This is a genomic window from Kineococcus sp. GCM10028916 (genome assembly GCF_042674865.1).
Taxonomy (GTDB): Bacteria; Actinomycetota; Actinomycetes; order Actinomycetales; family Kineococcaceae; genus Kineococcus.
The window spans coordinates 106,062-129,603 of the sequence record NZ_JBHTFM010000006.1; the positions used below are offsets into that span (position 1 = coordinate 106,062).

Genomic DNA, 23,542 nt, shown 5'->3' on the forward strand with positions numbered 1-23,542 from the left:
AACGGGAGGGACGGCGTCCTTACCCGTGCCGGAGCACCAGGTCAGGTCGTCACCCGGGGCACCCCACGACGAGGAGGGTTGCCGGCCAGCGAGCCGGGGCTTGTCGCTGGCGCTCATGACCTGGGACCAGGGAACCACAGGTGGGGAGGGAGGGTCCAGCCCGCTCCGCGGGTGGCCGATCGCGCGGCGGCGGACAGCAGAACGGGAACGTCTGCTCCAGCCCCCCGGAGCAACCGTTCCCGTTCCTGTGTTCCCGCGCCACCGCCCCCGGAGGCCCCCCGGCCTCCCACGGTGCGCGAGTTCCTGCGTCGCGGTCGTCGCTCCCCTCCTGCGGCGACGACCCCGACGAGTCCTAGATCCCCCGGACGACGCCGGAGGTGGTGTCCCGCAGGTCGATGACCCGGGACGGTGCGGACTGCGCCTCGTGGGCGGCCTGCGCCGCCTCGAGCACGTCGGTGATCTCGTGACCGATGAGTTCGTGCCGCTCCAGCAGCGCGTCGCGCAGCGCCGCCACCAGGTGGCGGTTGCGGTCCATGAGTTCGCGGACGAACTCCTTCTGCTCGGTCAGCAGGTTCTCCACCAGCCGCCGTCCCTCGGAGTCGCCGAGGACGTGGGAGACGAGGTTCCCGTCGGCGAACGCGCCCTGCTGGACGGCCGCGAACGAGACCAGGGTCCCGGCCATGCCCGCCGAACCGACCATCTGCGCCGCGACCTGCGTCGCGGACTGCAGGTCGCCGGCCGGGCCGGTCGAGACGTCGCCGAAGAAGAACTCCTCGGCGACCTGACCGCCGAACGCGATCTTGATCAGCCCGGCGAGTTCGCTGCGGGAACGGGTGTAGACGTCTTCGGCGTCACCGTGGGCGAGCAACCCCAACGCGTTGGCGCGCTTGATGATCGTCAGGACCTCGAGGCGGCGCTGCGGGGCGACGAGCCAGGCGATCGTGGCGTGCCCGGCTTCGTGGGTCGCGATGAGCCGCGCCTCGTGGTCGGTGTAGCCGACGGGCTGGCCGAGGCCGACCTCGGTCACCAGGCGGGCCTGCTCGACGTCGCTCCAGTTCATCCCGTCGGCACCGCGACGGACGGCGTTGACGAGGGCCTCGTCGAGCAGGCTCTCGATCATCACCGGCGAGTACCCGTTGGTGATCCCGGCGAGCGCGTCGCGACGTTCGTCCTCTTCGAGCGGGGCCTCGTGGGCCTTGCGGGACAGGAAGTGGTCGACGAGTTCCCGGCGGCCGACCTTGTCCGGCAGGCCGAAGCTGAGCCGGCGGTCGAAACGGCCGGGACGCAGCAGGGCCGGGTCGAGGGAGTCGGCGCGGTTGGTCGCGGCGATGAGCAGGATCTCGACGGGTTCGCTCTTCGGCCGCTGCAGCCGGCGGTGCTGGGGCAGGAACCGGTTGGCGGTGTCGATGAACCAGCCCTGCAGTCGTTCGGACGTGGTGGGTTCGTCGAAGGACTGCATCTGCACGAGCAGTTCGTTGACGACCCCGCTCGCACCTTCGCTGCTGGCCAGGCGTTCCGTCCGCAGCGCCGGCCGGCCCGTGGCGGGGAAGGACATCGCGAGGTTGGTGAGCCCTCCGCAGCCGACGATCCCGGTGGCGGCGTCGGCGTCCAGGGGCGTCATGGCGCTCATGCCGCCGCGGGCGCCGGCGATGGCGTCGATCTCCTCGATGAACCCGATGGCGCCACCCTCACGACGGGCCGCCTTGCGCAGGGCCTTGAAGTAGGAGCGGAGCTTGCGGGCCGTCGCGCCGTACCACATCGACTGGAAGCTGGTCGCGGAGACGAAGAGGAAGGGGACGCCCGCCTCACGGGCCATGGCCTTGGCCATGTGCGTCTTGCCGGTGCCGGGCGAGCCCTCGAACAGGAGTCCGCGCCGGGGCCGTCCGCCCATCTGCGTCCGGAAGGTGCGGGCCGCGAGGAACAGGTCGAGGCTGCGCTCGACCTCCTCCTTGACCGCGGCCAGACCCTTGACGTCGTCGAGGCCGATGTCGATCTGCTCGGGACGGTAGACGACGTGCGGGGAGCGGCCGGAGACCAGCGTCTGCCCGAGGAGCAGGCCGATCATGGCGAGGAAGAAGACGAAGACCATGACGTAGATCGGGTCGACGCTCGGCAGCGGCGGCAGGACCGAGCCGGTGAAGGCCAGGCGCAGGTCGACGACGAGCAGCAGCAGGGCCACGACCATGAGCAGCGACCGGGTGCGGCGGCGACGGTTGCGCTCGCGCTGGCGACCGACGTCCGCGCTGTCCCGTCCGGTGCGGGCCGGCGGACGCGCGCCTCGTTCGGAGTCCTTCTCGGTCCGCGGGGCGTGCTTCACGTGAGCCACGGCCGCTCCTCTCGGTCACGTCCGGGCCGGTGCGCCAGGACGTGGTCCCAGCCAACCCCGTCGTCCGGGCGATGGCTACCGGCGACCACCCTCGGTGACGCGTTCGGACGATCGCGTTCACCCGCCTGGAGCAACGGAGCGTGATCCCCCGAACACACACCACTCCCCCCGATCCGTGATCCCGCTGGGATTCCCAGCGGGATCACGGATCGGAGAGGGGGTCAGGAGGAGGGGGCGACGCCGGCGAAGAGGTCGGTCTCGAGGCCGTCGGCGTCGAAGGGGCCGGCGGGCACGCCGTGCACCAACCGGTAGTGCTCGAACGGCCAGATCGGTTGCGGCACACCGTTGCTGAGCCGCATGGCCGGGACGTCACCGTCGAGGTCGAGGCTGACCTGGGTGGCGTGGGCGCGGAGCGCGGCGATCTTGGCCGGGATCTGGCCGGTCCCGTCGACGACGGTGGTGACCTCACCGGCCGGCACGACGACGCTCGGCAGCGGTCCCTCGGGATTCCCCGCACCCGCCGCACCGGCCTCGACCAGGCGACGCAGGGCGTCCCGAACGGGCTGCTCCGGTTGGACGATCTCGTAGACCTTGGCCACCTGCCACGGAGCGGCACCGTCGCGTCGGTCACCCGCCGCGAGCACGAGGGCGCGCATGGTCGCCTCGTGCACCCGGACGTGGTCGGGGTGGCCGTAGCCGCCGCCCGGTTCGTAGGTCACGACGACCTGCGGACGGACCTCGCGCAGGACGGTCGCGATGTCGGCGGCGACCTCCTCGAGGTCGGCCGCCGCGAGCGCCCGCGGGTCGACGTCGTCCCCGGACAGCGCCGCGTGACCCGCTCGACCCGGCTCCAGCCACACCATCCCGGAGTCGCGGTAGCCGCTGCCGTCGGCGCGGGTGAGGAAGCGGTGGTCGGTGACGCCGAGGGCCTCCATGGCCGTCGCCAGCTCGCCCGTGCGGTGCTCGGCGAGCTGATCGGGGTCCAGGTGCGCCAGCTCGGGCGGGATGACCTCGCCCAGCTCACCGCGGGTCGCCGTGAGCAGCACGACTCCCGCCCCGGCCTCGGCGTAGCGGGCCATCGTGGCGCCGCTGCCGATGGTCTCGTCGTCGGGGTGGGCGTGCACGAAGAGCATCCGACGGGGCTGGTCGAGCTGCTCCATGGAGGCCAGGTCGGCCGGGTCCAGCTCGCGCGAGACGTCGTCGACGAGGTCCGCGGCGATCTCCAGCGGGTCCCGTCCGGCCGTCGCCGCGCCGGCGGCGCCCTCGGGCGTCTCGTCGGGCTGCTCGGGAGGTCGCGGGGTCGTCGTCATGGCCCCAGTTTGCCCCGTGATCACAGAAGCGCTCGGCCACCACCCCGCGGGGTGATGGCCGAGCGCTGAGGAAGCTGCGGTCAGGCCTTCTTGGCCTTGGAGGCCGTCTTCGCGCGCATGTTCGCCTCGAGGACGACCTTGCGGATGCGGACGGACTCCGGGGTCACCTCGACGCACTCGTCCTCGCGGCAGAACTCGAGGCACTGCTCCAGCGACAGGTGACGCGGGGGCACGAGGCGCTCGAACTCGTCCGAGGTGGACGAACGCATGTTGGAGAGCTTCTTCTCCTTGGTGATGTTGACGTCCATGTCGTCGGCGCGGGAGTTCTCGCCGACGATCATGCCCTCGTACACCTCGGAGGTGGGCTCGATGAACATCTGCCCACGTTCCTGCAGGTTGGTCATCGCGAACGCGGTGGCCGCACCGGCGCGGTCGGCGACGAGCGAACCGGACTGACGGGTGCGGATCTCGCCGGCCCAGTGGTCGTACTGCGCGAAGAGCGCGTGGGCGATGCCGGTACCGCGGGTGTCGGTGAGGAACTCGGTGCGGAAGCCGATGAGCCCGCGCGAGGGGACGTAGAACTCCATGCGCACCCAGCCGGTGCCGTGGTTGGTCATCGTCTCCATGCGGCCCTTGCGGGCGGCGAGCAGCTGGGTGATCGCGCCCAGGTACTCCTCCGGGGAGTCGATCGTCAGGTTCTCGAAGGGTTCGAGGGTCTTGCCGTTCTCGTCCTTGCGGGTGACGACCTGCGGCTTGCCGACGGTCAGCTCGTAGCCCTCGCGGCGCATCTGCTCGACGAGGATGGCCAGCGCCAGCTCACCGCGACCCTGCACCTCCCACGCGTCGGGACGCTCGGTCGGCAGGACGCGGATCGAGACATTGCCGACCAGTTCCTTCTCGAGGCGGTCCTTCACCAGACGCGCGGTGACCTTCGCGCCCTTGACCCGGCCGGCCATCGGGGAGGTGTTGATCCCGATGGTCATCGAGATGGCGGGCTCGTCGACCGTGATGAGCGGCAGCGGGTGCGGGTCGTCCGGGTCGGCCAGGGTCTCGCCGATGGTGATGTCCGGGATGCCGGCGACGGCGACGATGTCACCGGGGCCGGCCTTCTCGCCGGGGACGCGGGTGACGGCCTCGGTGACCAGGAGCTCGGTGATCTTGACGCGCTCGATGGTGCCGTCGTGCTTGCACCACGCGACCTGCTGGCCCTTGATCAGCTCACCGGAGAAGATGCGCAGCAGCGCGAGGCGGCCGAGGAACGGCGAGGCGTCGAGGTTGGTGACGTGCGCCTGCAGCGGGGTCTCGGGGTCGTAGACCGGCGCGGGGATCGTGTCGATGATCGTCTGGAACAGCGGGACGAGGTCCTCGTGGTCCGGCAGACCGCCGTCCTCGGGCTGGTTCAGCGAGGCGCGGCCGTTCTTCGCCGAGGCGTAGACGACGGGGACCTCGAGCAGCCGCTCGACGTCGATGCCCTCGACGTCGCCGCCGAGGTCGAGCAGCAGGTCGATGGTCTCCTCGACGACGGCGCTGATGCGCGCGTCGGGGCGGTCGACCTTGTTGACGAGGATGACGACGGGCATGCCGGCCGCGAGCGCCTTGCGCAGCACGAAGCGGGTCTGCGGCAGCGGGCCCTCGGAGGCGTCGACGAGCAGGACGACACCGTCGACCATCGACAGGCCGCGCTCGACCTCACCACCGAAGTCGGCGTGGCCGGGGGTGTCGATGATGTTGATGGTCATGCCGCCCTCGGGCGACCCGGGGCCGCTGTAGCGGACCGAGGTGTTCTTCGCGAGGATCGTGATGCCCTTCTCGCGCTCGAGGTCACCGGAGTCCATGACTCGCTCGTTGACGTCGGCGTTGGCGCGGAAGGCGCCGGACTGCCAGAGCATCGCGTCGACGAGCGTCGTCTTTCCGTGGTCGACGTGGGCGACGATCGCGACGTTGCGCAGGTCTTCGCGGGTGCTCAAGGGCATGAAGTTCTCGATCCGCTCTCGGGGGTCTCGACCGCCCGCAGCTGGATCGCAGCGCGGGCGCTAGTGAGGGTTGACACCACAGTCTATCCGCGCCTGTGGGTACCCGCGTCGAACCCTGGTGCTTGAACCGGGCAGCACCGCTCTGACCTGCGACGACACCGCCAGGATGACTCGTTCTGGTCATGCCCGGTTGGCTCCGGCTAGTCATTTCGTGTCACTCTCGGGGCCATGTCCGCACCGCCTGAACACCGACCCGGCACGTCGTCACCCACCCCGGACGGCACGCTGGGCGCCCGCGACCTCGGTCGTGCGAAGCACCCTCCCGTCGACCGGAAGACCTTCGCCGTCGCCGCGGGTGTGGTCGTGCTCTTCCTCCTCGTGGGGGCGATCTGGCCGACCCAGCTGAAGTCCGGCGCGGACGCCGTCCTCGAGGTCGTCGTCGGTGACTTCGGCTGGGCCTTCGTGCTCGGCGCGACCGGCTTCGTGGTCCTCGCCCTCGTCCTGGCCTTCAGCCGCTTCGGCCGCATCCGCCTCGGTCGCGACGAGGACCGCCCGGAGCACTCCCGGGCGTCGTGGATCGCGATGATGTTCTCCGCCGGCATGGGCATCGGGCTGATGTTCTACGGGGTGACCGAGCCCGTCACCCACCTCATGACCGCCCCGCAGAACGACGCGCCGGCCGGCTCGCAGGACGCGGCGCGCGAGGCGATGAACTACTCCCTCTTCCACTGGGGTCTGCACCCGTGGGCGATCTACGCCGTCGTGGGTCTCGCCCTGGCCTACTCCAGCTACCGCAAGGAACGCGCCGGCGGGTTCTCCGCCGCCTTCGCCCCGCTGCTGCGCGGGAAGCGCGGCAAGGGTGCGGCCCGGGTCATCGACGTCTTCGCGATCTTCGCGACGCTGTTCGGCTCGGCCGTCAGCCTCGGCCTCGGCGCCGCCCAGATGAACGGGGGCCTCACCGAGGTCTTCGGCATCCCGAACAGCACCACCGTGAAGGCGATCATCATCGCCGTCCTGACGGTGTGCTTCATCCTGTCCGCGATCAGCGGGATCGAGCGCGGCATCAAGTGGCTCTCCAACACCAACATGGTGCTGGCCCTGGTGCTGCTGTTCTTCCTCTTCGTCGTCGGCCCGACCGTCTTCGTGCTCAACCTGATCCCGGCCTCCGCCGGGAACTACCTGTCGGCGCTGCCGACCATGGCCTTCCGCACCGGCGCCTTCGGCGGCACGGACTGGCTCAGCGCCTGGACGTTGTTCTACTGGGCGTGGTGGGTGTCGTGGACGCCCTTCGTCGGCGCCTTCCTGGCCAAGATCTCCAAGGGCCGCACCATCCGCGAGTTCATCGTCGGCGTCATGCTCATCCCGACCGCCGTCAGCCTGATCTGGTTCTCCGTGCTGGGCGGGGCGGCGATCGACCTGCAGCGCAAGTTCGTCGAGGGCACCGGGGGTGCCGACATCGCGGGCCTCGCCGACCAGGAGTCGCAGATGTTCACGTTCCTGCAGCAGTTCCCCTGGGCCGGGGCCACGTCGGTGCTCGTCGTCCTCCTCGTCGCGATCTTCTTCGTCTCCGGTGCCGACGCCTCCAGCATCGTCATGGGTTCGCTGAGCTCCTACGGCGTCGACGAACCGCAGAAGTGGCTCGTGGCGCTCTGGGGCGGGCTGATGGGGCTCGTCGCGATCGTCCTGTTCTTCGCCGGCGGTCTGGAAGCGTTGCAGGACATCACGATCATCGCGGCCGCCCCGTTCCTCGTCATCATGGTGCTGATGTGCGTGGCCCTGGTGAAGGACCTGACGCGCGACCCGGCCGTCACGGCCACGAAGCGTCGCCGCGGCGACACCAAGGACCCGCGGATCACGGCCGTCGACCACGACTGGGAGAGCCCGGTCCCCGCGGACGAGACCCGCTGACCCACCGCGAGCACGACGAGACCCCCGGGACCGACGTGGTCCCGGGGGTCTCGTCGTGCTCGGCCCTCGGTCAGCGGGCCCGGCGAGGTGGACCGTTGACGCTTCGGGCCAACAGGTCGGGCCCGCAGCGTCAACGGTCCACCCCCGGCGGCCGCGTCAGCCGCCCTGCATCACCGACACCAGCGGGACGTCACCGGGGAGCCAGTCCACGCCCAGCCACTGCCCGCGGGGCAGCCAGCGCAGGTCGTCGTGGTCCTGCAGCGGTTCGGGGGTGCCGTCGACCAGGACGGCCCACCAGACCCGCATCTGCAGGTCCGGGGTCAGCGGCCAGGCGCCGTCGGGGTGGACGACCTCGGCGCCGAGCTCGACGCGGACGCCGAGTTCCTCGCGCAGTTCGCGGTGCAGGGCCTCGAGCGGCGTCTCCCCCGCCTCGACCTTGCCGCCGGGGAGTTCCCACCGCCCGGCCAGGGCGGGCGGAGCGCTGCGACGGGCGGCGAGCAGCCGGGTGGGACCCTCGAGGGAGTCGACGATCGCCGCACCCACGACGAGTCTCACGAGGTCACCGCCGAGGCGGCCGGTAGGGGTGACGCGCCGCGGGCGGCGAGGTAGCTCTCGAGGAGCTGCGACTCCGAGGTCTGGCTGGTGACGATGGCCCCGGCGAGGTCGCGGACCTCGTCGGTGGTGGCGTGGTCGGCACCGTAGCGGGCCATCTCGATGCCGCCGGTGTGGTGGCGCAGCATGAGCTGGAGGAAGTCGACCTCGAAGGTCTCCCCCGTCTCGGAGTTCAGCCGGGCCATCTCCGCCGGGGTCGCCATGCCGGGCATGATCCGTCCCTGCCGCTGCTCGACGACGTGACGGGCGTGCAGGTCGGTGCCCGCCATCCACGCCATGACGGCCGTGCCGGAGCCGGAGATCGGCTGGTGCCAGCTGATGAGCAGCTGCTGCATCCGGCCCGCCTGGTTGCCCTGGGTGGAGGCGATGTCCACGGCGAGCAGGCGCACCTCGGGGCTCGGGGCCGCCTCGATGGCCGTGTAGGCCATCGAGACCGCCTGGGAGTGGTGGGTCGCCATGTCGCGGGCGAAGCCGACGTCGACGGAGTTGGCCCCCGGCGCGGTCGGCAGGGCCCGGCCCGCGATGATCCCCAGGACCAGCGCGAGCAGCAGCGCGACGAGGCCGAGCAGCACCGTCCGGGCGGAGAGCGCTCGCATCAGCCCGTGGGCGTCCCGACGCCGTTGGAGCACAACGCGCCGGGCTCCGGGGTCTGCGCGCCCTGGACGTACTCGGAGAGGAACGCGCCGATCCTCGGGTCGTCCGCGCTCTGCACCGGCAACTGGTGGTTCCACGCGGAGAGCACGATCGGCGCCGGCAACCCCTCGTAGGGCGAGAGCACCGTGTAGGTCTCGTCGGCGACGTCGTCCTTCAGCTGGTCGACCTGGGCGGCGGGCAGGTCCGGGCGGTAGGTGATCCAGACGGCGCCGTGCTCCATGCTGTGGACGGCGTTCTCGTTCTGGACGGGGGCGTCGTAGACCCCGCAGTTCAGCCACCGGTCGAAGTGCGAGCCCCCGACGGGCGGGTCCTCCGTGTAGGTGACCGGGTCGCTGACGTGGACACCCCCCTCGTAGGAGTAGGTCTTCACCGCGTCCAGCGAGGGCGGGGACGGCCGGTTCACCAGCACGGCCGTCACAGCGCCCGCGGCGGCGAGGACCACGACGGTCGGGATGGCGATGACCACCGCCCGACGGCGTCGTGCGTGGGCCTTCTCCTGGCGCTGCATCGCGGCGACGCGGGCGGCGCGGTCGCTGGCGGAGTTCCGTGGGGGCTCCCCGGAGGTCGAGCCGGCCATGGGGGTGTTCCTTCCCGTCGTGGTGGGGCACCGCCACGGCGGGTGGCGACATCTCTCAGTCTGCAACGTCGCAGACGCGGAGAAGGTTCACCGTGAGCACACTCCGCAGCGTGACGCACACCACAGCGCGACTCACTGGGGGTGTCGCGAGGCCTCCCGGGCCCGACGGGCGCGGTCACCGTGGTCGGCGCGCTCCACAGCGGCGACGCGGTGCCGCGGACTGGTCCGCCAGTAGACGACGGCGAACCCGGCAGCGATGGCGAGGACGACGAGGACGACGTACTGCATCGGACCACCGTAGACCCGGTACCCCGTGCCGCACAGTCCCCCCGGACGACTTCCGGGGAGATTCCCACCCTTCCGGAGGACCGGCGGGTGGGATCTCCCCAGGAGGTCGAGCCAGGCTCAGGCGCCGAGTTCGAGCTGCGCTCCGGGGATCGCCTCGAGCAGGGCCTTGGTGTACTCCTGCTGCGGACTGTCGAAGACCGCGTCGACGCTGGAGTGCTCCACGAGCTTGCCCCGCTGCATCACCACGACGTCGTCGGCGATCTCGCGCACGACGGCGAGGTCGTGGGTGATGAACAGGTAGGTCAGGCCCAGTTCGGCCTGCAGGTCGTTCAGCAGCCGCAGGATCTGGCCCTGGACGAGCACGTCGAGCGCCGAGACGGCCTCGTCGCAGACCACGACCTCCGGCTGCAGCGCGAGCGCCCGGGCGATGGCCACGCGCTGACGCTGACCACCGGACAGCTCGTTCGGGTAGCGGCGCAACGAGCTCTGCGGCAGGGAGACCTTGTCGAGCAGGTCGCGCACCCGGGCCTCGCGGCTCTTGGCGTCCCCGACGCCGTGCACCCGCAGCGGTTCCTCGATCGAGGAGAAGATGCTCCAGCTCGGGTCCAGGGATCCGTAGGGGTTCTGGAAGATCGGCTGCACCCGGCGGCGGAACGCGAAGGACTGGCGCCGGTCGAGGGTGGTGGTGTCGACGCCGTCGAAGAGCACCTTGCCCTTCGTCGCCGGCAGCAGGTTGAGGACCATCTGCGCCACCGTCGACTTGCCGGATCCCGATTCACCGACGACGGCCAGCGTCGTCCCGCGCTTCACGGAGAAGCTGACGTCGTCCACCGCGAGGAGCTTCTCCCCGCGCGGACCGGCCCCGCGGATCACGAACTCCTTGGTGAGGTTGCGGACCTCGATGACCTCGGGGGTCGCCGCGTCCGGCACCGCGACGGGGGTCTCGGCTGCGACGACGGCGTGGGCGCCGACGGCCTTCGCCTCGGCCTGCTCGACGATCCGGGCCCGGTGCTCGGACTGCATGCGCCGCGACGCCAGCGAGGGCGCCGCGGAGACGAGGCGCTGCGTGTAGGGGTGCTGCGGTGCCCGCAGGATCTGCAGCGCCGGACCGGACTCCACGACCTGGCCCTTGTACATGACCACGAGGTGCTCGGCCCGTTCCGCGGCGAGGCCGAGGTCGTGGGTTATGAGCAGCACGGCCGTGCCGAGGTCGGCGGTGAGGGAGTCCAGGTGGTCGAGGATCCCGCGCTGGACGGTGACGTCGAGGGCCGAGGTCGGCTCGTCCGCGATGAGCAGGCGCGGCCGCGAGGCCAGCCCGATCCCGATGAGCGCGCGCTGACGCATCCCGCCGGAGAACTCGTGGGGGTACTGCTTGTAGCGGCGGGCGGCGTCACCGAGCCCGGCCTCGCCCAGGACCTCGATGGCCCGCTTCTTGGCCGCCGCCCCCTTGGCCAGGCCGTTGGCCTCGATGGCCTCCTTGACCTGGAACCCGATGTTCCACACCGGGTTCAGGTTCGACATCGGGTCCTGCGGGACGAGGCCGATCTGGTTGCCGCGCAGGGCGACGTACTCACGCCGGCTGGCGTGCGCGATGTCCTTGCCGTCGAACAGGATCTGCCCGCCGACGACCTTGCCCGTCCCGGCCAGCAGGCCGATGACGGCCATCGCCGACGTCGACTTGCCCGATCCGGACTCGCCGACGATGGCGACGGTCTGACCCGGGTAGACGGTGAAGCTGGCGTTGCGCACGGCGTGCACGTCCCGCCCGCCGGAGCGGAAGTCGACCTGGAGGTCCTTGACCTGCAGCAGCGGTTTGCTGCGGTCGACCGGCTGGGCGTTCTTCTCGGGGCTCATCGGGTGCGGCCCTTCGGGTCGAGGGCGTCGCGCAGGGCGTCGCCGAGCATGAGGAAGGACAGCACCGTGACCGAGAGGCCGATCGAGGGCCACAGCAGGATCCACGGGTCGGTCCGCAACGAGACGCGGGCGTTGGAGATGTCGCCACCCCAGGACACGATGCTGGGCGGCAACCCGAGGCTGAGGTAGGACAGCGTCGCCTCGGCCGCGATGAACGTCCCGAGCGAGATCGTCGCGATGACGATGACCGGGCCGATCGCGTTCGGGATGACGTGGCGCACCAGCGTGGCCATCCGGCTGAGCCCCAGGGACTTCGCCGCCGTGACGTACTCGGCGCTGCGCACCTGCAGCACGGCCCCGCGCATGATGCGCGCGACCTGCGGCCAGGCGAAGAGGGCCAGGGTGAGCGCGACGGTCAGGACGTTGCGGCTCTTGAGGGTCTGCAGGAGCACGATCGCGCCGAGGATCAGCGGCACCGCGAAGAAGATGTCGGCGACCCGGGAGAGGACCGCGTCCAGCCAGCCGCCGAAGAACCCGGACAGGGCCCCCACGACACCGCCGATGACCACCACGATCACCGTCGTCAGCAGCCCGACGCTCACCGAGGCGCGGGCGCCGTAGATCAAGCGGGCGTAGACGTCGGTACCGGCCTTCGTCACCCCGAGCGGGTGCGCGGACGACGGTCCCTGCAGCGAGAGCGCGAGGTCGACGAAGCGGGGGTTCTGCGAGGTGAACCACGTCGGGAACAACGAGACGACGAGCAGCACCAGGATGATCAGGCAGGCGATGATGAAGATCGGCCGCTTGCGCAGCTGCTTCCAGGCGTCGGCGAACAACCCGCCCGAGGGCGCGGACTCGTCGACGGCGTCGACGGCCGCGAGAGGGGTCTCCTCCAGCGGGGCGACGAAGTGCTCCTGCCCCGGGCGCACCAGGGTGCCGCCGGGGTTGCCGGTCGCGTGCGTGGGCTCAGACATAACGGATCCTCGGGTCCAGGACGGCGTAGAGCAGGTCGACGACGAGGTTGGCCACCAGGTAGACGACGACCAGGATCGTCACGACCGAGACGACGGTCGGCCCTTCCTGCCGGATCACCGACTGGTACAGCAGGTTGCCGACACCGGGGATGTTGAAGATGCCCTCGGTCACGACGGCGCCACCCATGAGGGCGCCCAGGTCGGTGCCGAGGAAGGTCACCACGGGGATGAGGGAGTTGCGCAGCACGTGCACCGTCATGACGCGCGGACCGGAGAGGCCCTTGGCCGTCGCGGTGCGGACGTGGTCGGCGGAGAGGCCCTCCGCCACGGAGTTGCGGGTGAGCCTCAGCACGTAGGCGAAGGACAGCGCCCCCAGGACGACGCCGGGCAGGATCAGGTCGGTCAGCGCGGGATCGCCACCGACCGTCGGGCGGACGATCCCCCACTTCACCCCGACGGCGTACTGCCCGATGAAGGCCAGGACGAAGACCGGGATGCCGATGACCACGAGGCTGACGAACAGCACGGTGGAGTCGAAGATCCCCCCGCGGCGCAGGCCGGCGATGAAGCCGAAGACGATGCCGAAGACGGCCTCGATGACCAGCGCCACCACCGCGAGCTTGATCGTGACGGGGAAGGCGCGACCGATCTGGCTGATGACCGGCTGACCGGAGAACGACGTCCCGAAGTCCAGGGTGAAGATGCCCTTGATGAAGAGCAGGTACTGGACGAGGAACGGCTGGTCCAGGTGGTACTGCGCGGTCAGCGTCGCCCGGGCCGTCGCGCTGACGGGCTTGTCCCCGAACAACGCGAGGATCGGGTCCCCCGGCAGCAGGAACACCAGCGCGTAGATCAGGAGCGTGGCTCCGAAGAAGACGGGCACCATCTGCAACAGACGGCGCCCGATGTACCAACCCATCACGAGCCTCCTCGGGGCACGACCATCCGTGGCCGGCCCGGCCTTTCACGATTCCGTCCCGGCGGGTCAGTGTGCCCCCGGCCGGCTGTCCACGCGCGAACGGGGGTGGGTCGGAGAGCTCCGACCCACCCCCGGGACCTCACGTCAGGACTTGGTGATCTGGTAGTAGAGCGGAACGCTGTTCCAGCCGAACTGGACGTTCTTGGCGTCCTTGTCGAACCCACCGCTGGCGTTGGAGTACCAGAGCGGGATGACCGGGAGGTCCGCGAACAGGATCGTCTGCGCCTGCTGCAGGATCTTGTTGGCCGCGTCCTGGTCGGTGGTGCCGGAGGCCTTCGTCAGCAGCTCGTCGAACGCCGGGTTGGTGTAGTCCCCGTCGTTGGAGCCCGCGCCCGTGGCGTAGATCGGGGCGAGGAAGTTGTACAGACCGGGGTAGTCGGCCTGCCAACCGGTGCGGAACGCGCCCGAGATGGTGCGGTTGGTGATCTCGGTGCGGATCTGGGCGAAGGTCGGGTACGGCTTGCCCTCGGCCTGGATGCCCAGGACCTGGCGGATCGCCGCGGTCACCGCGTCGACCCAGGCCTGGTGGTCACCGTCGACGTTGTAGGCGATGGTGAAGGTGCTGCCGTTCCAGGGGGCGATGGCGTTGGCCTGCTCCCACAGCTGCTTGGCCTTGTCGGCGTCGAGGGAGAGGACCTCGTTGCCCTCGACGGTCTCCGAGTAGCCCGCGATGACCGGGGAGGAGAAGTCCTTCGCCGGGGTGCGGGTGTCGTTGAAGATCGTCTTGCAGATCTGGGCCCGGTCGAAGGCGTAGCTGAAGGCCTGACGGCGCAGCTTGCCCTCCTCGCCGCTGAAGCCGGCCAGGCCCTCGGGGATGCAGAAGGACTGGAAGATCGCGGCGGGCTGGTTGACCGCACCGTCGCCGAGGTCGTCCTGGTAGGTCGCCAGCGCGGAGGACGGGATGTTGTCCAGCACGTCGAGGTTGCCCGACTGCAGGTCGGAGTAGGCCGCGTCGTACGTCTCGTAGAAGACGAAGGCCAGGGTGTCGTTCTGGGCCTTGCGCGGGCCGTCGTAGCCGTCGTTCTTGACGAAGTCGATCCGGACGTTGTGCTGCCAGGCGCCGGTCTCCTTCAGCTTGTACGGGCCGTTGCCGACCGGGTTCTCGCCGTAGGCCTTGATGTCGGCGTAGGCGGTGTCCGGCAGCGGGTAGAACGCCGAGTAGCCGAGACGCAGCGGGAAGTCGGACTCCGGCTGCAGCAGCGCGACGGTGAAGGTGGTGTCGTCGACGACCTTCAGGCCCGACATGGTCTGCGCGGTCGGCGGGTCGGCCTGGACCTCAGGGTAGCCGGCGATCGGCTCGAAGAAGTAGCTCGAGAGCTGCGCGTTGGTGCCCAGCGCGCCGTAGTTCCACGCGTCGACGAACGACTTGGCGGTGACGGCGGAGCCGTCGGAGAACTTCTGGCCCGACTTGATCTTGATCGTGTAGTTCTGCGCGTCGGTGGTCTCGATGGAGTCCGCGAGGTCGTTCTCCGGGGTCCCGTCGGCCTTGTAGTAGACGAGACCGGCCCACAGCGAGTCGAGGAGGCGGCCGCCGCCGACCTCGTTGGTGTTGGTCGGGACCAGCGGGTTCTGCGGTTCGGTGCCGTTGGCGACGACGTCGCCCCCGCTGCCGCCGCTGCTGCTGCTGGCACCGTCGCCGGAGCCGCTGTCGTCGTCGCCGCCCCCGCAGGCGGCGAGGGTCGCCAGGGCCGCGGCGCCCAGGGCGCCCTTGAGGCCGTCACGACGGGTGAGGACGGGTCCGCGGCTCACGATCCCGAAACGCTTGGTGGGCTGCACTTCGTCGTCCTTCTCGAAGCTGCTCAAGGTGGAACTCCTCCTCGCGGGGCATGTCTTCTTGGGCAGGTTGCCCAACTTCGGCGACTCCTGCCGAGCAGGATGTCCACCTCAAAAGGTCGGAACGCACGCTAACACTGGGGCAACCTGATTTCGGACGCGTGCCGGGCCGAAAACGTCGTGGCCTCGAGCACACGTCCTCCAGTGTCCCCCGCGCTGACCACGCCTGCACCCTCTTCGGGACGTTCTGCGACCACGGAACCACGCAGAGTCGCAGGTCAGCGCATTGGGCGGCCTCTCGGGCACGCGAGGTAACGATGTTGTTGCGGTCTGGTCGCTGGTTGCTCCGGTCCGGGGAACCGGCCGGCGGCGGAGGCCGAGGAGCGGTGGGATCCCCATCGACCCCACCGCGTCCCCGCACCGTGGCACATCCCGACGTCGCCGCCCAGCTCCGGCAGACATCGAGAGCAAACCGTCACACAACCGTTTCCGGGGCGTGTCGGGATTGTTTCGGACGTGTTTCGGACGTGGTGCGGAAAGGTCAGACGTTGAAGCGGAACTCCACCACGTCGCCGTCGACCATGACGTACTCCTTGCCCTCGATGCGCACCTTGCCCGCGGACTTGGCCTCCGCCATCGACCCGAACGACACCAGGTCCTCGAAGGAGACGACCTCGGCCTTGATGAAGCCGCGCTGGAAGTCGGTGTGGATGACGCCGGCGGCCTGGGGGGCCGTCGCGCCCTGCGGGATCGTCCAGGCCCGCGACTCCTTGGGCCCGGCCGTCAGGTACGTCTGCAGGCCGAGGGTCTGGAACCCCACCCGGGCCAGCTGGTCCAGGCCGGACTCGTTCTGGCCGACGGACTCCAGCAGCTCCGCGGCCTCCTCGGCCGAGAGCTCCGCGAGCTCGGACTCGAGCTTGGCGTCGAGGAACACGGCCTCGGCCGGCACGACGAGGTCACGCAGCTCCTGCATCCGGGCCGCGTCGCCGAGGACGGTCTCGTCGACGTTGAAGACGTAGAGGAAGGGCTTCGTCGTCAGCAGCCCGAGCTCCCTGAGCAGCGGGAGGTCGACGTCGTCGGCCTTCGTCGCGGCGTAGAGGGTGCGCCCGGAGTCGAGCACGGTCTGCGCGGCCAGGGCTGCCTTGAGCACGGCGGGGTCCGCCTTCTTGCCCTTGACCTCCTTCTCCAGCCGCGGGATCGCGCGCTCGAGGGTCTGCATGTCGGCCAGGACGAGCTCGGTGTGCACCGTCTCGATGTCGTCGGCCGGGTCGACGGCGCCGGCCACGTGCACCACGTCGGGGTCGGCGAAGGCGCGCGTGACCTGGCAGATCGCGTCGGCCTCACGGATGTTGGCGAGGAACTTGTTGCCCAGCCCCTCCCCCTCGCTGGCGCCCTTGACGATGCCCGCGATGTCCACGAACGAGACCATCGCCGGGACGGTCTTCTCGCTGGAGAAGACCTCGGCGAGCTTGTCGAGGCGCGGGTCGGGCAGGGCGACGACCCCGACGTTCGGCTCGATCGTGGCGAACGGGTAGTTCGCCGCGAGCGCGTCGTTCTTGGTGAGCGCGTTGAAGAGGGTGGACTTGCCGACGTTGGGCAGGCCGACGATGCCGATGGTGAGTGCCACGGGTACAGGACCCTACCCGCTGCGCTCAGCCCGCCTGCTCGACCAGGAAGCGCCGCAGCTCGCCGACGTCCTGGAAGGAGGTCAGCTGCTCGTCGGAGAACTGCACGTCGAACTCCGCCTCGAGGGAGTACATGATGTTGATGTGGGCGAGCGAGTCCCACCCCGGCACGTCGGCCGCCGTGCTGGCGTCGCTCAGCTGGAGGTCGTCGACCGCCAGCACCTCACGGAAGACCTGCAGCACGCGTCCCTCGACGCCGTCCCCACCCAGCGTTCGGTTCGACTGCTCGCTCACCGCGACACCTCCACCTTCTGCTCGTCGTCCAGACGTGCCGACGGCACGTCCCTGAGGTCGATGACGCGCTGCGCCACCTCGACCCGCACCAGCCCCGGCGTGCTCACCGCGGCCGGCAGTTCCAGCGTCCACACCGTGGACGATCCGTCCCGGCCCACCTGCTCGAAGCCGAGGCGCTCGTAGAGCCCCGCCACCTGGGAGTTCTTCGCGCTGGGCACGTAGGTGCCCCGCAGCGACGTGCACCCCAGCGAGTCCGCCGTGCGCACGAGCACCCCGAACATCTCGTCCTCGACCGTGCGCCCGATGACCCGGCAGCTCAGCAGCCAGCTGTCGACGTCGAGGACGTCGCCGTCCCGGCGGGCCAGGAGCACCCCCACGATCCCGTGGTCGGCGAAGCGGTCGCGGACCCGCACGACCTGCCCCGTCCACGCCGGGTCCTGCGCCATCGCCTCGACGTCGGCACGGGAGTGGCGGCGGGTCGTGAGGTTGAACTGGTTCGTCTTGCCGAGCAGCTGCGCCACCCGGGCCAGGTCGTCCGGCCCGAGGTCCGCGACGTCGGCGTGCATGTCCAGCGAGGCCAGGTACTCCTCGAGGGTCCCGGCGTTCTCGCGCACCTCCACCGCCCGCGCCCGCGCCTTGTACTGCGCCGTGCGGGCGGCGTCCTCGGCGGTGAGCGCCTCGGTCTCGAAGAACGGGTAGTCGGCGAGCGCCGCGACGTAGCCGGCGGGTTCGCGGGGCAGCGCGACCACGTCGACGTCGGGGAGGAGTTCCCGGACGGCCTCGCGTTCGGCGGGGTTGTCGTCGACGAACACGAGGGAGTCCTCGCCGATGCCCAGCGTGCGGGCGATGGAGCGCACGGCCGTGGGTTTGTCGCCCCAGCCGGCCTCGAGGACGGCGACGTCGTCCAGGGAGAGCAGCATCTCGGGGTTCTGCTCGAACGCCTCGCGCACGTGGGCCTCGTCGTTCTTGGAGCAGATCGCCAGGACGACGCCCTTCTCCTTGAGGTCGAGGACGTAGCGCTGGAAGGCGGTGAACGCCTCGCCGCGGGCGCCGTGACCGATCTCGATGCCGTGCGGGCCGAGCTCACCGAGGATCCCGCCCCAGAGGGTGTTGTCGAGGTCGAGGACGAGGCACTTGCGCGAGCGGCCGTACTGGGCGCCGATGACGGCGGCGGTGTGCTGGGCGAGCAGCGGCACGCACCCCAGCGCGACGGCCTGCTTCGCGGCGTGGACGTAGCGCGCGTCGGTCCAGGTGCGCTTGCCGACCGTGGAGGCCAGCCGTTCGCAGTCGACGATCCCGACCCCTTGTCCCGCAGCGGTTCCGGCGAGCTCACCGAGGCGCTCGGAGAAGCGCCGGAGCATCCAGTGCCGCGACCCCGGGGTCTGGTCGGCGAGGTGACCGAGGGCCACGTCGGCCGGGACGACGACGTCGTGCTGGACGACGCGGGCCCCGAACCTGGACCTCGCGGTGTCCCACAGCGACGTCCACCGGGTGAGTTCCGCCTCGACGCTCGCCTCGGGGTCGTCGCTGCGCGCGGGCAGGTCGACGGCGCTCTCCTCGACCGCGAGGACGATGACGTCCGGGGCGAAGGCGTGCAACCCGCTGGTGGGATCGAGGAGTTCTGCGCGGAACAACCCGTACCCGCACTCGTAGACCTCGACGTCGACACCGGCGCGCGCGCAGGCCAGCGGCAGGAGCTGGGTGAACTGCGTCGTGGTGTAGCTGCCCAGGACCGCGACCCGCGCCGCGCGCGGGGCGGGCGGCAGCTGCTCGCGCACCGATCGCCACACCCGGTCGGCGCCCAGCCACGCGGCGAAGTCGGCGCCGGCGCCGCTCGTCGCGGCGTCGGTCGCGGCGAACGCCCACTGCGCGCTGCGACGGGGCGAACCGGCGCTGCGGTGGGCCTTGGCCAGCGCCAGGCAGGCCCGCGACGTCGGCACCGCGGTGGCGCCGATCGCGGCGAGGGCTTCCCGGACCTCGTCCGTGGTTCCGTCCGTGGTCCCGTCCGTGGTGTCGTCCGTGCGTGGAGCGTTCGACTCTTCGACCGTCATGCCCATCCCCTCGTGGCGTCCCGGCGGAGGACGACTGGAAACTCCTGGAGAACTGCGACCTGCCCGCGCTCAGGACGCGGTGGAGGTCGTGTCGTTCGACTGCGGTCGCGGCTGCTGGGGTTTGAGGATCCGGGCGGGCGGCGCGAACGCGGCGGCCCCGGCCGGGACGTCCGTGCTCACGGTGGCGTTGGGCCCGATGGAGGCTCCGTCGCCGATGGTGATGGCCCCCAGCAGCACCGCGCCCGGGCCGATGGAGACGTCGCGCCCGATGTGCGGCACGGCCTCGCGGCGGGTCTCGCCGTTGGTGAACCCCAGGGTGATCCCGGAACGCAACGTCGAGTCGTCACCGATCACCGCGAACGCGGGGATCTGCACGGCCTGGTGGTGGCCGATGGCGACGCGGCGCCCGATGACGGCCTCGTCGGCGATCTCGGTCCCGTAGACGTTCTGGATGACGAGGCGGTTCACCAGGCGGTGCACGACCTTGACCAGGCGGCGGACCGGGGCCGGCTGCGACAGCCCCCAGTGACCGACGCGGTGGACGACCAGTGCGTGCAGCCCGGGGTGCACCACCGAGCGGGAGTGCCGCTCGAAGTCCTCGCGCAGCAACGTCCGCAACGGTGCCGTCGAGGCGGCTTCCCCCGGCCCGGTCCCGTGCCTGACCCCGCTCGTGCTCTCGTGCCCCACGACGCCCCCTCCGACAACCCTCACGTAACGTCACTGTAGCGGGAGGAGCGCCCTCCCCGACACGGTCCGGGCGCCGCGCGAGGCCGCGCCCTGCGGTGGCGAAGGCGGGCACAACTCCTCCACAGGCACTCGCCGACGGCTTGCGCCGCACGGGAAGCACTCCGACCCCGACCACCGCCCGACGCGCCTCCCTCCCCTGCGCGCACCCTCTCGCAGACCGGCCGTCCGGGCCTGCCGAGATCACCCGGCTGCGCCGACCACGACACGCGGAGAGGGCCTGCGACCCTGGGTGACCGCCCGCGTCGGAGCCGGTTGGCACAGTCCGGGCCACGGACGTCTCCGCTCTGCTCCTCACCCTCGTCCTCGGCCTGCTGGCCGGGGTCGTCGTGGGCGTGCTCCTCACCCGCTGGGTGCACCGCACCCGCACCGCACCCGAGACCACCGCGCTGAGCACCGAGCGGGACCTGCTGCGGGCCCGGGTCGCCGACCTCGAGGAACGCACCAGCACCGGGCACGCCCTGACCAGCACCGTCACGCCCGTCACCGTGAGCCTGCAGCGCGTCGAGGCCCAGGTCGCGGCCCTCGAACGCGACCGCGTCGCGCAGTACGCCCGCTCAGCGAGCAGCTGACCGCCGTCGCGGCCGGCACCGACGCCCTGCGCGACCAGACGGCGACGCTGGCCGGCGCGCTGCGGGCCTCGAGCTCACGCGGTTCCTGGGGCGAGGTGCAGCTGCGCCGGGTCGTCGAGCACGCCGGGATGCTGGACCGCGTCGACTTCACCGAGCAGGCCACGCTGACGACCCGCAACGGTCGCACCGTCCGGCCCGACCTCGTCGTGAACCTCCCGGGCGGCGAGCGCGTCGTCGTCGACGCGAAGGCACCGCTCGCGGCGTTCCTGCGGGCGGGCGAGGCCCCCGACGACGACGGGCGCCGCCACGAACTGCTGGCCCACGCGCGCAGTGGCGCTCACCTGGCAGCAGGACGCCGTGGCGGGCAACGCGCGCGAGCTGTTCGAGGTCGGCCGCGAGCTCTGCGAACGGCTGGGGACCCTCGGTGGGCACACCGCGTCGCTGGGCCGGGCGCTGCACCGCGCGGTGGAGGACCACGACCGCTTCGTGGGGACGCTGGAACGGCGGGTCCTGGTCTCGGCCCGACGGATCCGCGACCTTGACCTGGCCGACGAGGACCTGGCGACGCCGCAGCCGCTGGAGGAGAGCGTCCGCCCCCTCACCGCGCCCGAGCTCCTCGAGGACGTCCCCGAGGAGGGTGTCGTGCGGATCAGACGGGAGTCACGGGCAGCGAACGGCGGGCCCCTGGGGTGAGGCCGCTCTTGAGGTCGCGGCGCAGGTCCGAGGGCAGCGAGAACGTCAGGTCCTCCTGCGCGGTGGTGACCTCCTCGACCTGCCCGTAGCCGCGGGCGGCGAGCTGGGCGAGCACCTCGTCGACGAGGATCTCGGGGACGGAGGCGCCCGAGGTGACGCCGACGGTCGTGACGCCCTCGAACCACTCGTCCTGGATCTCGTGGGCGGTGTCGACGCGGTGGGCCGAGCGGGCTCCCGCGTCGAGGGCGACCTCGACGAGCCGCACGGAGTTGGAGGAGTTCGCCGAGCCCACGACGACGACGAGGTCGGCCTCGGGGGCGATCTTCTTGATGGCCACCTGGCGGTTGGAGGTGGCGTAGCAGATGTCGTCGCTGGGCGGGTCCTGCAGGTTCGGGAAGCGCTGGCGCAGCCGGCGGACGGTCTCCATCGTCTCGTCGACGCTCAACGTCGTCTGGGACAGCCAGACGAGGTTGTCGGGGTCCTTCACGACGATGGTGTCGGCGACGTCGGGGTTGTCCACGACGGTGATGTGGTCGGGGGCCTCGCCCGCGGTCCCCTCGACCTCCTCGTGACCGGTGTGGCCGATGAGCAGGATCTCGGCGTCCTGCTTGGCGAAGCGGACGGCCTCCTTGTGGACCTTCGTGACCAGCGGGCACGTCGCGTCGATGGTCTGCAGCGAGCGGGCCTCGGCGGCCGCGCGCACGGCCGGGCTCACGCCGTGCGCGGAGAAGACGAGGTGCTCGCCCTCGGGCACGGCGTCGGTCTCGTCGACGAAGATCGCGCCGCGCTCCTGCAGCGTCCGCACGACGTGCTTGTTGTGCACGATCTCCTTGCGCACGTAGACGGGCGCCCCGTACAGGTCGAGGGCCTTCTCCACGGCGATGACGGCGCGGTCGACCCCCGCGCAGTACCCGCGGGGGGCCGCGAGCAGGACCCGCTTGCCGCCGTCCCAGGCCGCGCGTTCGCGCGCCGAGCCCAGCACCGGCGTGTCGTTGCAGTCGTCGGCGGGAGCCGGGGTCTCGAGCGGTGCGTGCGTCACCGGGCCATGGTAAGTCGGCACTCCGGCCCCGGCCCCACCGATCGGCCCCGGCCGCACGTGCAGGTGCTGGGTCGATCGGGTGCCGGCGGCCCGTCCGCACGGCGCCGTCCGCCTACCCTGTGGCGGTGTCGCAGCCCCGCACCCTGGACCCGCCGGCCCCGCAGTTGACCGCTCCCGTCCCTCGGGTCCTGTTCGTGGTCGACGCCCTCAGCAACAACGGCGCCGTCAGCATCACCATCGACCTGGCCCGCCGCTGGGCGGGCGCGGGCGCCCGGCTGCTGGTCCTGAGCAGCGCCGAGCAGACGGCGAGGATCCCGGCCGGCGCCCCGGTGGAGCAGCTCGCTCCCGGTGCCCGCCTGCGCGCCGCCGTGGCCACCGGACTACCGCGTCTGCTGCGCCGGGCCGCCGCCTCCGACGTCGTCGTCGGCGCCTCCGAGATCGGTCCCGGGCTGCTGCTGGGGTTCCTCGCGGCCCGGCTCACGCGCCGGCCCTTCGTCGTCGCCGTGCACGCCGACCTCGACGACGCGCTGCAGGAGTGGGTCTCCCCGCGGTTGCACCGGCTCTCCTACTGGGTGCACCGCCACGCCGACGGGGCGCTCGCCGTCGCCCCCGCCCTGGTGGACCCGTTGGTGCGCAACGGGTTGCCCGCGTCGAAGGTGCGGGTCATCCGCAACGGCATCGACGTCGCCGCCGTGCGCGCGGCGGCGAACGGTCCGGGGAGCCTGGTGAGCGGGCGGTCCGTGCCGGTGGTCGTGGCGACCGGGCGACTGGCCCCGCAGAAGGGCTACGACCTGTTGATCCGCGCGCACGCGCGCGTCGTGGACCGGCACCCGCACGAGGTGCTGGTGCTCAACGACGGGCCGGAACTCGCTGCGCTGCAGCAGCTCGCCGACGAGCTGGGGGTCTCCGCCACCGTGCGCTTCGCGGGTTCGGAGGTCCCCCCGCTGCCCAGCGTCGCCGACGCCGACCTGTTCTGCCTGCCCTCGCGGCACGAGGGACTGCCGTTGGCCCTGCTCGAGGCGGTCGCGCTGGGCGTGCCGGTGATCGCGGCCGACTGCGCCGAAGGGGTCCGGGTCGCCCTCGACGACGGTCGGGTGGGGCGGCTGGTACCGGTCGGGGACGTCGACGCCCTCGCGCAGGCGCTGGCCGACCACCTCGCCGACCAGGGCGCCCTGCGCACCCGCGCCGCGCTCGGGCCGGCCCACGCCGACGGTTTCGACCGTTCCGTGATGGCCGAGGGCTGGGCCCGCGCGCTGGGCGAGTTCCTCGCCCCGCGCCACTGACCCTCGCCGCTGA

Annotated in this window: 20 protein-coding genes, 1 pseudogene and 1 riboswitch; of the genes and pseudogenes, 5 read left to right on the forward strand and 16 right to left on the reverse strand. The window is 71.3% G+C overall.

Annotated features, from left to right (window positions below; translation table 11 throughout):
- Positions 1-10 precede the first annotated feature (10 nt).
- Positions 11-121, reverse strand: a riboswitch (SAM riboswitch).
- A 231-nt stretch (positions 122-352) separates the two neighbouring features.
- From ACFQ46_RS07700 to typA, 3 genes are all read right to left on the reverse strand, one after another.
- Positions 353-2,326 (reverse strand): AAA family ATPase, encoded by a 1,974-nt coding sequence (locus ACFQ46_RS07700; RefSeq protein WP_380258792.1) that lies wholly within the window; start codon positions 2,324-2,326, stop codon positions 353-355.
- Between the two features lie 221 nt (positions 2,327-2,547).
- The gene (gene mshB, locus ACFQ46_RS07705) at positions 2,548-3,486 is read right to left on the reverse strand and encodes an N-acetyl-1-D-myo-inositol-2-amino-2-deoxy-alpha-D-glucopyranoside deacetylase (protein ID WP_380259220.1); all 939 of its coding nucleotides are present in this window, start codon (positions 3,484-3,486) and stop codon (positions 2,548-2,550) included.
- A gap of 230 nt (positions 3,487-3,716) precedes the next feature.
- Positions 3,717-5,609 carry a translational GTPase TypA gene (typA, locus tag ACFQ46_RS07710; RefSeq protein WP_380258794.1) on the reverse strand — a complete coding sequence of 631 codons (1,893 nt, stop codon included), beginning with the start codon at positions 5,607-5,609 and terminating at the stop codon, positions 3,717-3,719.
- A 228-nt stretch (positions 5,610-5,837) separates the two neighbouring features.
- Here typA and ACFQ46_RS07715 point away from each other — a divergent pair, with 228 nt between their 5' ends.
- Complete coding sequence (locus ACFQ46_RS07715) at positions 5,838-7,517, forward strand: BCCT family transporter (RefSeq protein WP_380258796.1); 1,680 nt, start codon at positions 5,838-5,840, stop codon at positions 7,515-7,517.
- A gap of 156 nt (positions 7,518-7,673) precedes the next feature.
- Here ACFQ46_RS07715 and ACFQ46_RS07720 read toward each other — a convergent pair whose 3' ends face one another.
- The 12 genes from ACFQ46_RS07720 to ACFQ46_RS07775 all read right to left on the reverse strand — a co-directional run bounded on the left by ACFQ46_RS07720 (position 7,674) and on the right by ACFQ46_RS07775 (position 19,909).
- Positions 7,674-8,072, reverse strand: a complete 399-nt coding sequence (locus tag ACFQ46_RS07720) for a (deoxy)nucleoside triphosphate pyrophosphohydrolase (RefSeq protein WP_380258798.1) — start codon at positions 8,070-8,072, stop codon at positions 7,674-7,676.
- Positions 8,069-8,725: a DUF305 domain-containing protein gene (locus ACFQ46_RS07725; RefSeq protein WP_328292416.1), complete on the reverse strand. Its 657-nt coding sequence runs from the start codon at positions 8,723-8,725 to the stop codon at positions 8,069-8,071. The genes ACFQ46_RS07720 and ACFQ46_RS07725 overlap by 4 nt, the downstream gene beginning before the upstream one ends.
- A complete protein-coding gene (locus tag ACFQ46_RS07730; protein WP_380258800.1) occupies positions 8,725-9,360 on the reverse strand; it encodes a DUF3105 domain-containing protein in 636 nt (211 codons plus the stop codon). The genes ACFQ46_RS07725 and ACFQ46_RS07730 overlap by 1 nt, the downstream gene beginning before the upstream one ends.
- 132 nt (positions 9,361-9,492) lie before the next feature.
- Positions 9,493-9,648, reverse strand: a complete 156-nt coding sequence (locus ACFQ46_RS07735; protein ID WP_328292418.1) for a hypothetical protein — start codon at positions 9,646-9,648, stop codon at positions 9,493-9,495.
- 117 nt (positions 9,649-9,765) lie between these two features.
- Positions 9,766-11,502 (reverse strand): dipeptide ABC transporter ATP-binding protein, encoded by a 1,737-nt coding sequence (locus tag ACFQ46_RS07740; RefSeq protein WP_380258802.1) that lies wholly within the window; start codon positions 11,500-11,502, stop codon positions 9,766-9,768.
- Positions 11,499-12,476: an ABC transporter permease gene (locus ACFQ46_RS07745; RefSeq protein ID WP_380258804.1), complete on the reverse strand. Its 978-nt coding sequence runs from the start codon at positions 12,474-12,476 to the stop codon at positions 11,499-11,501. The genes ACFQ46_RS07740 and ACFQ46_RS07745 overlap by 4 nt, the downstream gene beginning before the upstream one ends.
- Positions 12,469-13,395, reverse strand: a complete 927-nt coding sequence (locus ACFQ46_RS07750) for an ABC transporter permease (protein ID WP_380258806.1) — start codon at positions 13,393-13,395, stop codon at positions 12,469-12,471. The genes ACFQ46_RS07745 and ACFQ46_RS07750 overlap by 8 nt, the downstream gene beginning before the upstream one ends.
- 144 nt (positions 13,396-13,539) lie before the next feature.
- Positions 13,540-15,204, reverse strand: a complete 1,665-nt coding sequence (locus tag ACFQ46_RS07755) for an ABC transporter substrate-binding protein (protein WP_380259221.1) — start codon at positions 15,202-15,204, stop codon at positions 13,540-13,542.
- A 565-nt stretch (positions 15,205-15,769) separates the two neighbouring features.
- On the reverse strand, positions 15,770-16,855 hold the full coding sequence (gene ychF / locus ACFQ46_RS07760; RefSeq protein ID WP_380258808.1) for a redox-regulated ATPase YchF: 1,086 nt from the start codon (positions 16,853-16,855) through the stop codon (positions 15,770-15,772).
- 25 nt (positions 16,856-16,880) lie between these two features.
- Complete coding sequence (locus ACFQ46_RS07765; protein ID WP_380258810.1) at positions 16,881-17,147, reverse strand: acyl carrier protein; 267 nt, start codon at positions 17,145-17,147, stop codon at positions 16,881-16,883.
- Positions 17,144-19,198, reverse strand: coding sequence for an HAD-IIIC family phosphatase (locus ACFQ46_RS07770; RefSeq protein WP_380258812.1), 2,055 nt, complete (start codon positions 19,196-19,198; stop codon positions 17,144-17,146). The genes ACFQ46_RS07765 and ACFQ46_RS07770 overlap by 4 nt, the downstream gene beginning before the upstream one ends.
- A 69-nt stretch (positions 19,199-19,267) precedes the next feature.
- Entirely contained in the window at positions 19,268-19,909 is a 642-nt protein-coding gene (locus ACFQ46_RS07775) for a serine O-acetyltransferase (RefSeq protein WP_380258814.1), read from the reverse strand.
- 362 nt (positions 19,910-20,271) lie between these two features.
- Between ACFQ46_RS07775 and ACFQ46_RS07780 the strand changes: the two genes are divergently transcribed.
- The 3 genes and pseudogenes from ACFQ46_RS07780 to rmuC (ACFQ46_RS07790) all read left to right on the forward strand — a co-directional run bounded on the left by ACFQ46_RS07780 (position 20,272) and on the right by rmuC (ACFQ46_RS07790) (position 21,207).
- Positions 20,272-20,514, forward strand: coding sequence for a hypothetical protein (locus ACFQ46_RS07780; protein WP_380258816.1), 243 nt, complete (start codon positions 20,272-20,274; stop codon positions 20,512-20,514).
- Between the two features lie 26 nt (positions 20,515-20,540).
- A pseudogene (gene rmuC, locus ACFQ46_RS07785) lies at positions 20,541-20,778 on the forward strand (DNA recombination protein RmuC); the annotation flags it as partial.
- A 66-nt stretch (positions 20,779-20,844) separates the two neighbouring features.
- Positions 20,845-21,207 (forward strand): DNA recombination protein RmuC, encoded by a 363-nt coding sequence (gene rmuC, locus ACFQ46_RS07790; protein WP_380258818.1) that lies wholly within the window; start codon positions 20,845-20,847, stop codon positions 21,205-21,207.
- Here the strand turns inward: rmuC (ACFQ46_RS07790) and ACFQ46_RS07795 are convergent.
- A complete protein-coding gene (locus ACFQ46_RS07795) occupies positions 21,164-22,189 on the reverse strand; it encodes a 4-hydroxy-3-methylbut-2-enyl diphosphate reductase (RefSeq protein ID WP_380259222.1) in 1,026 nt (341 codons plus the stop codon). The two genes, rmuC (ACFQ46_RS07790) and ACFQ46_RS07795, sit on opposite strands and share 44 nt — an antisense overlap.
- Positions 22,190-22,371: 182 nt before the next feature.
- On the opposite strand from ACFQ46_RS07795, the gene ACFQ46_RS07800 reads away from it, so the two are divergent.
- Positions 22,372-23,529, forward strand: a complete 1,158-nt coding sequence (locus ACFQ46_RS07800; protein WP_380258820.1) for a glycosyltransferase — start codon at positions 22,372-22,374, stop codon at positions 23,527-23,529.
- Positions 23,530-23,542: the final 13 nt, after the last annotated feature.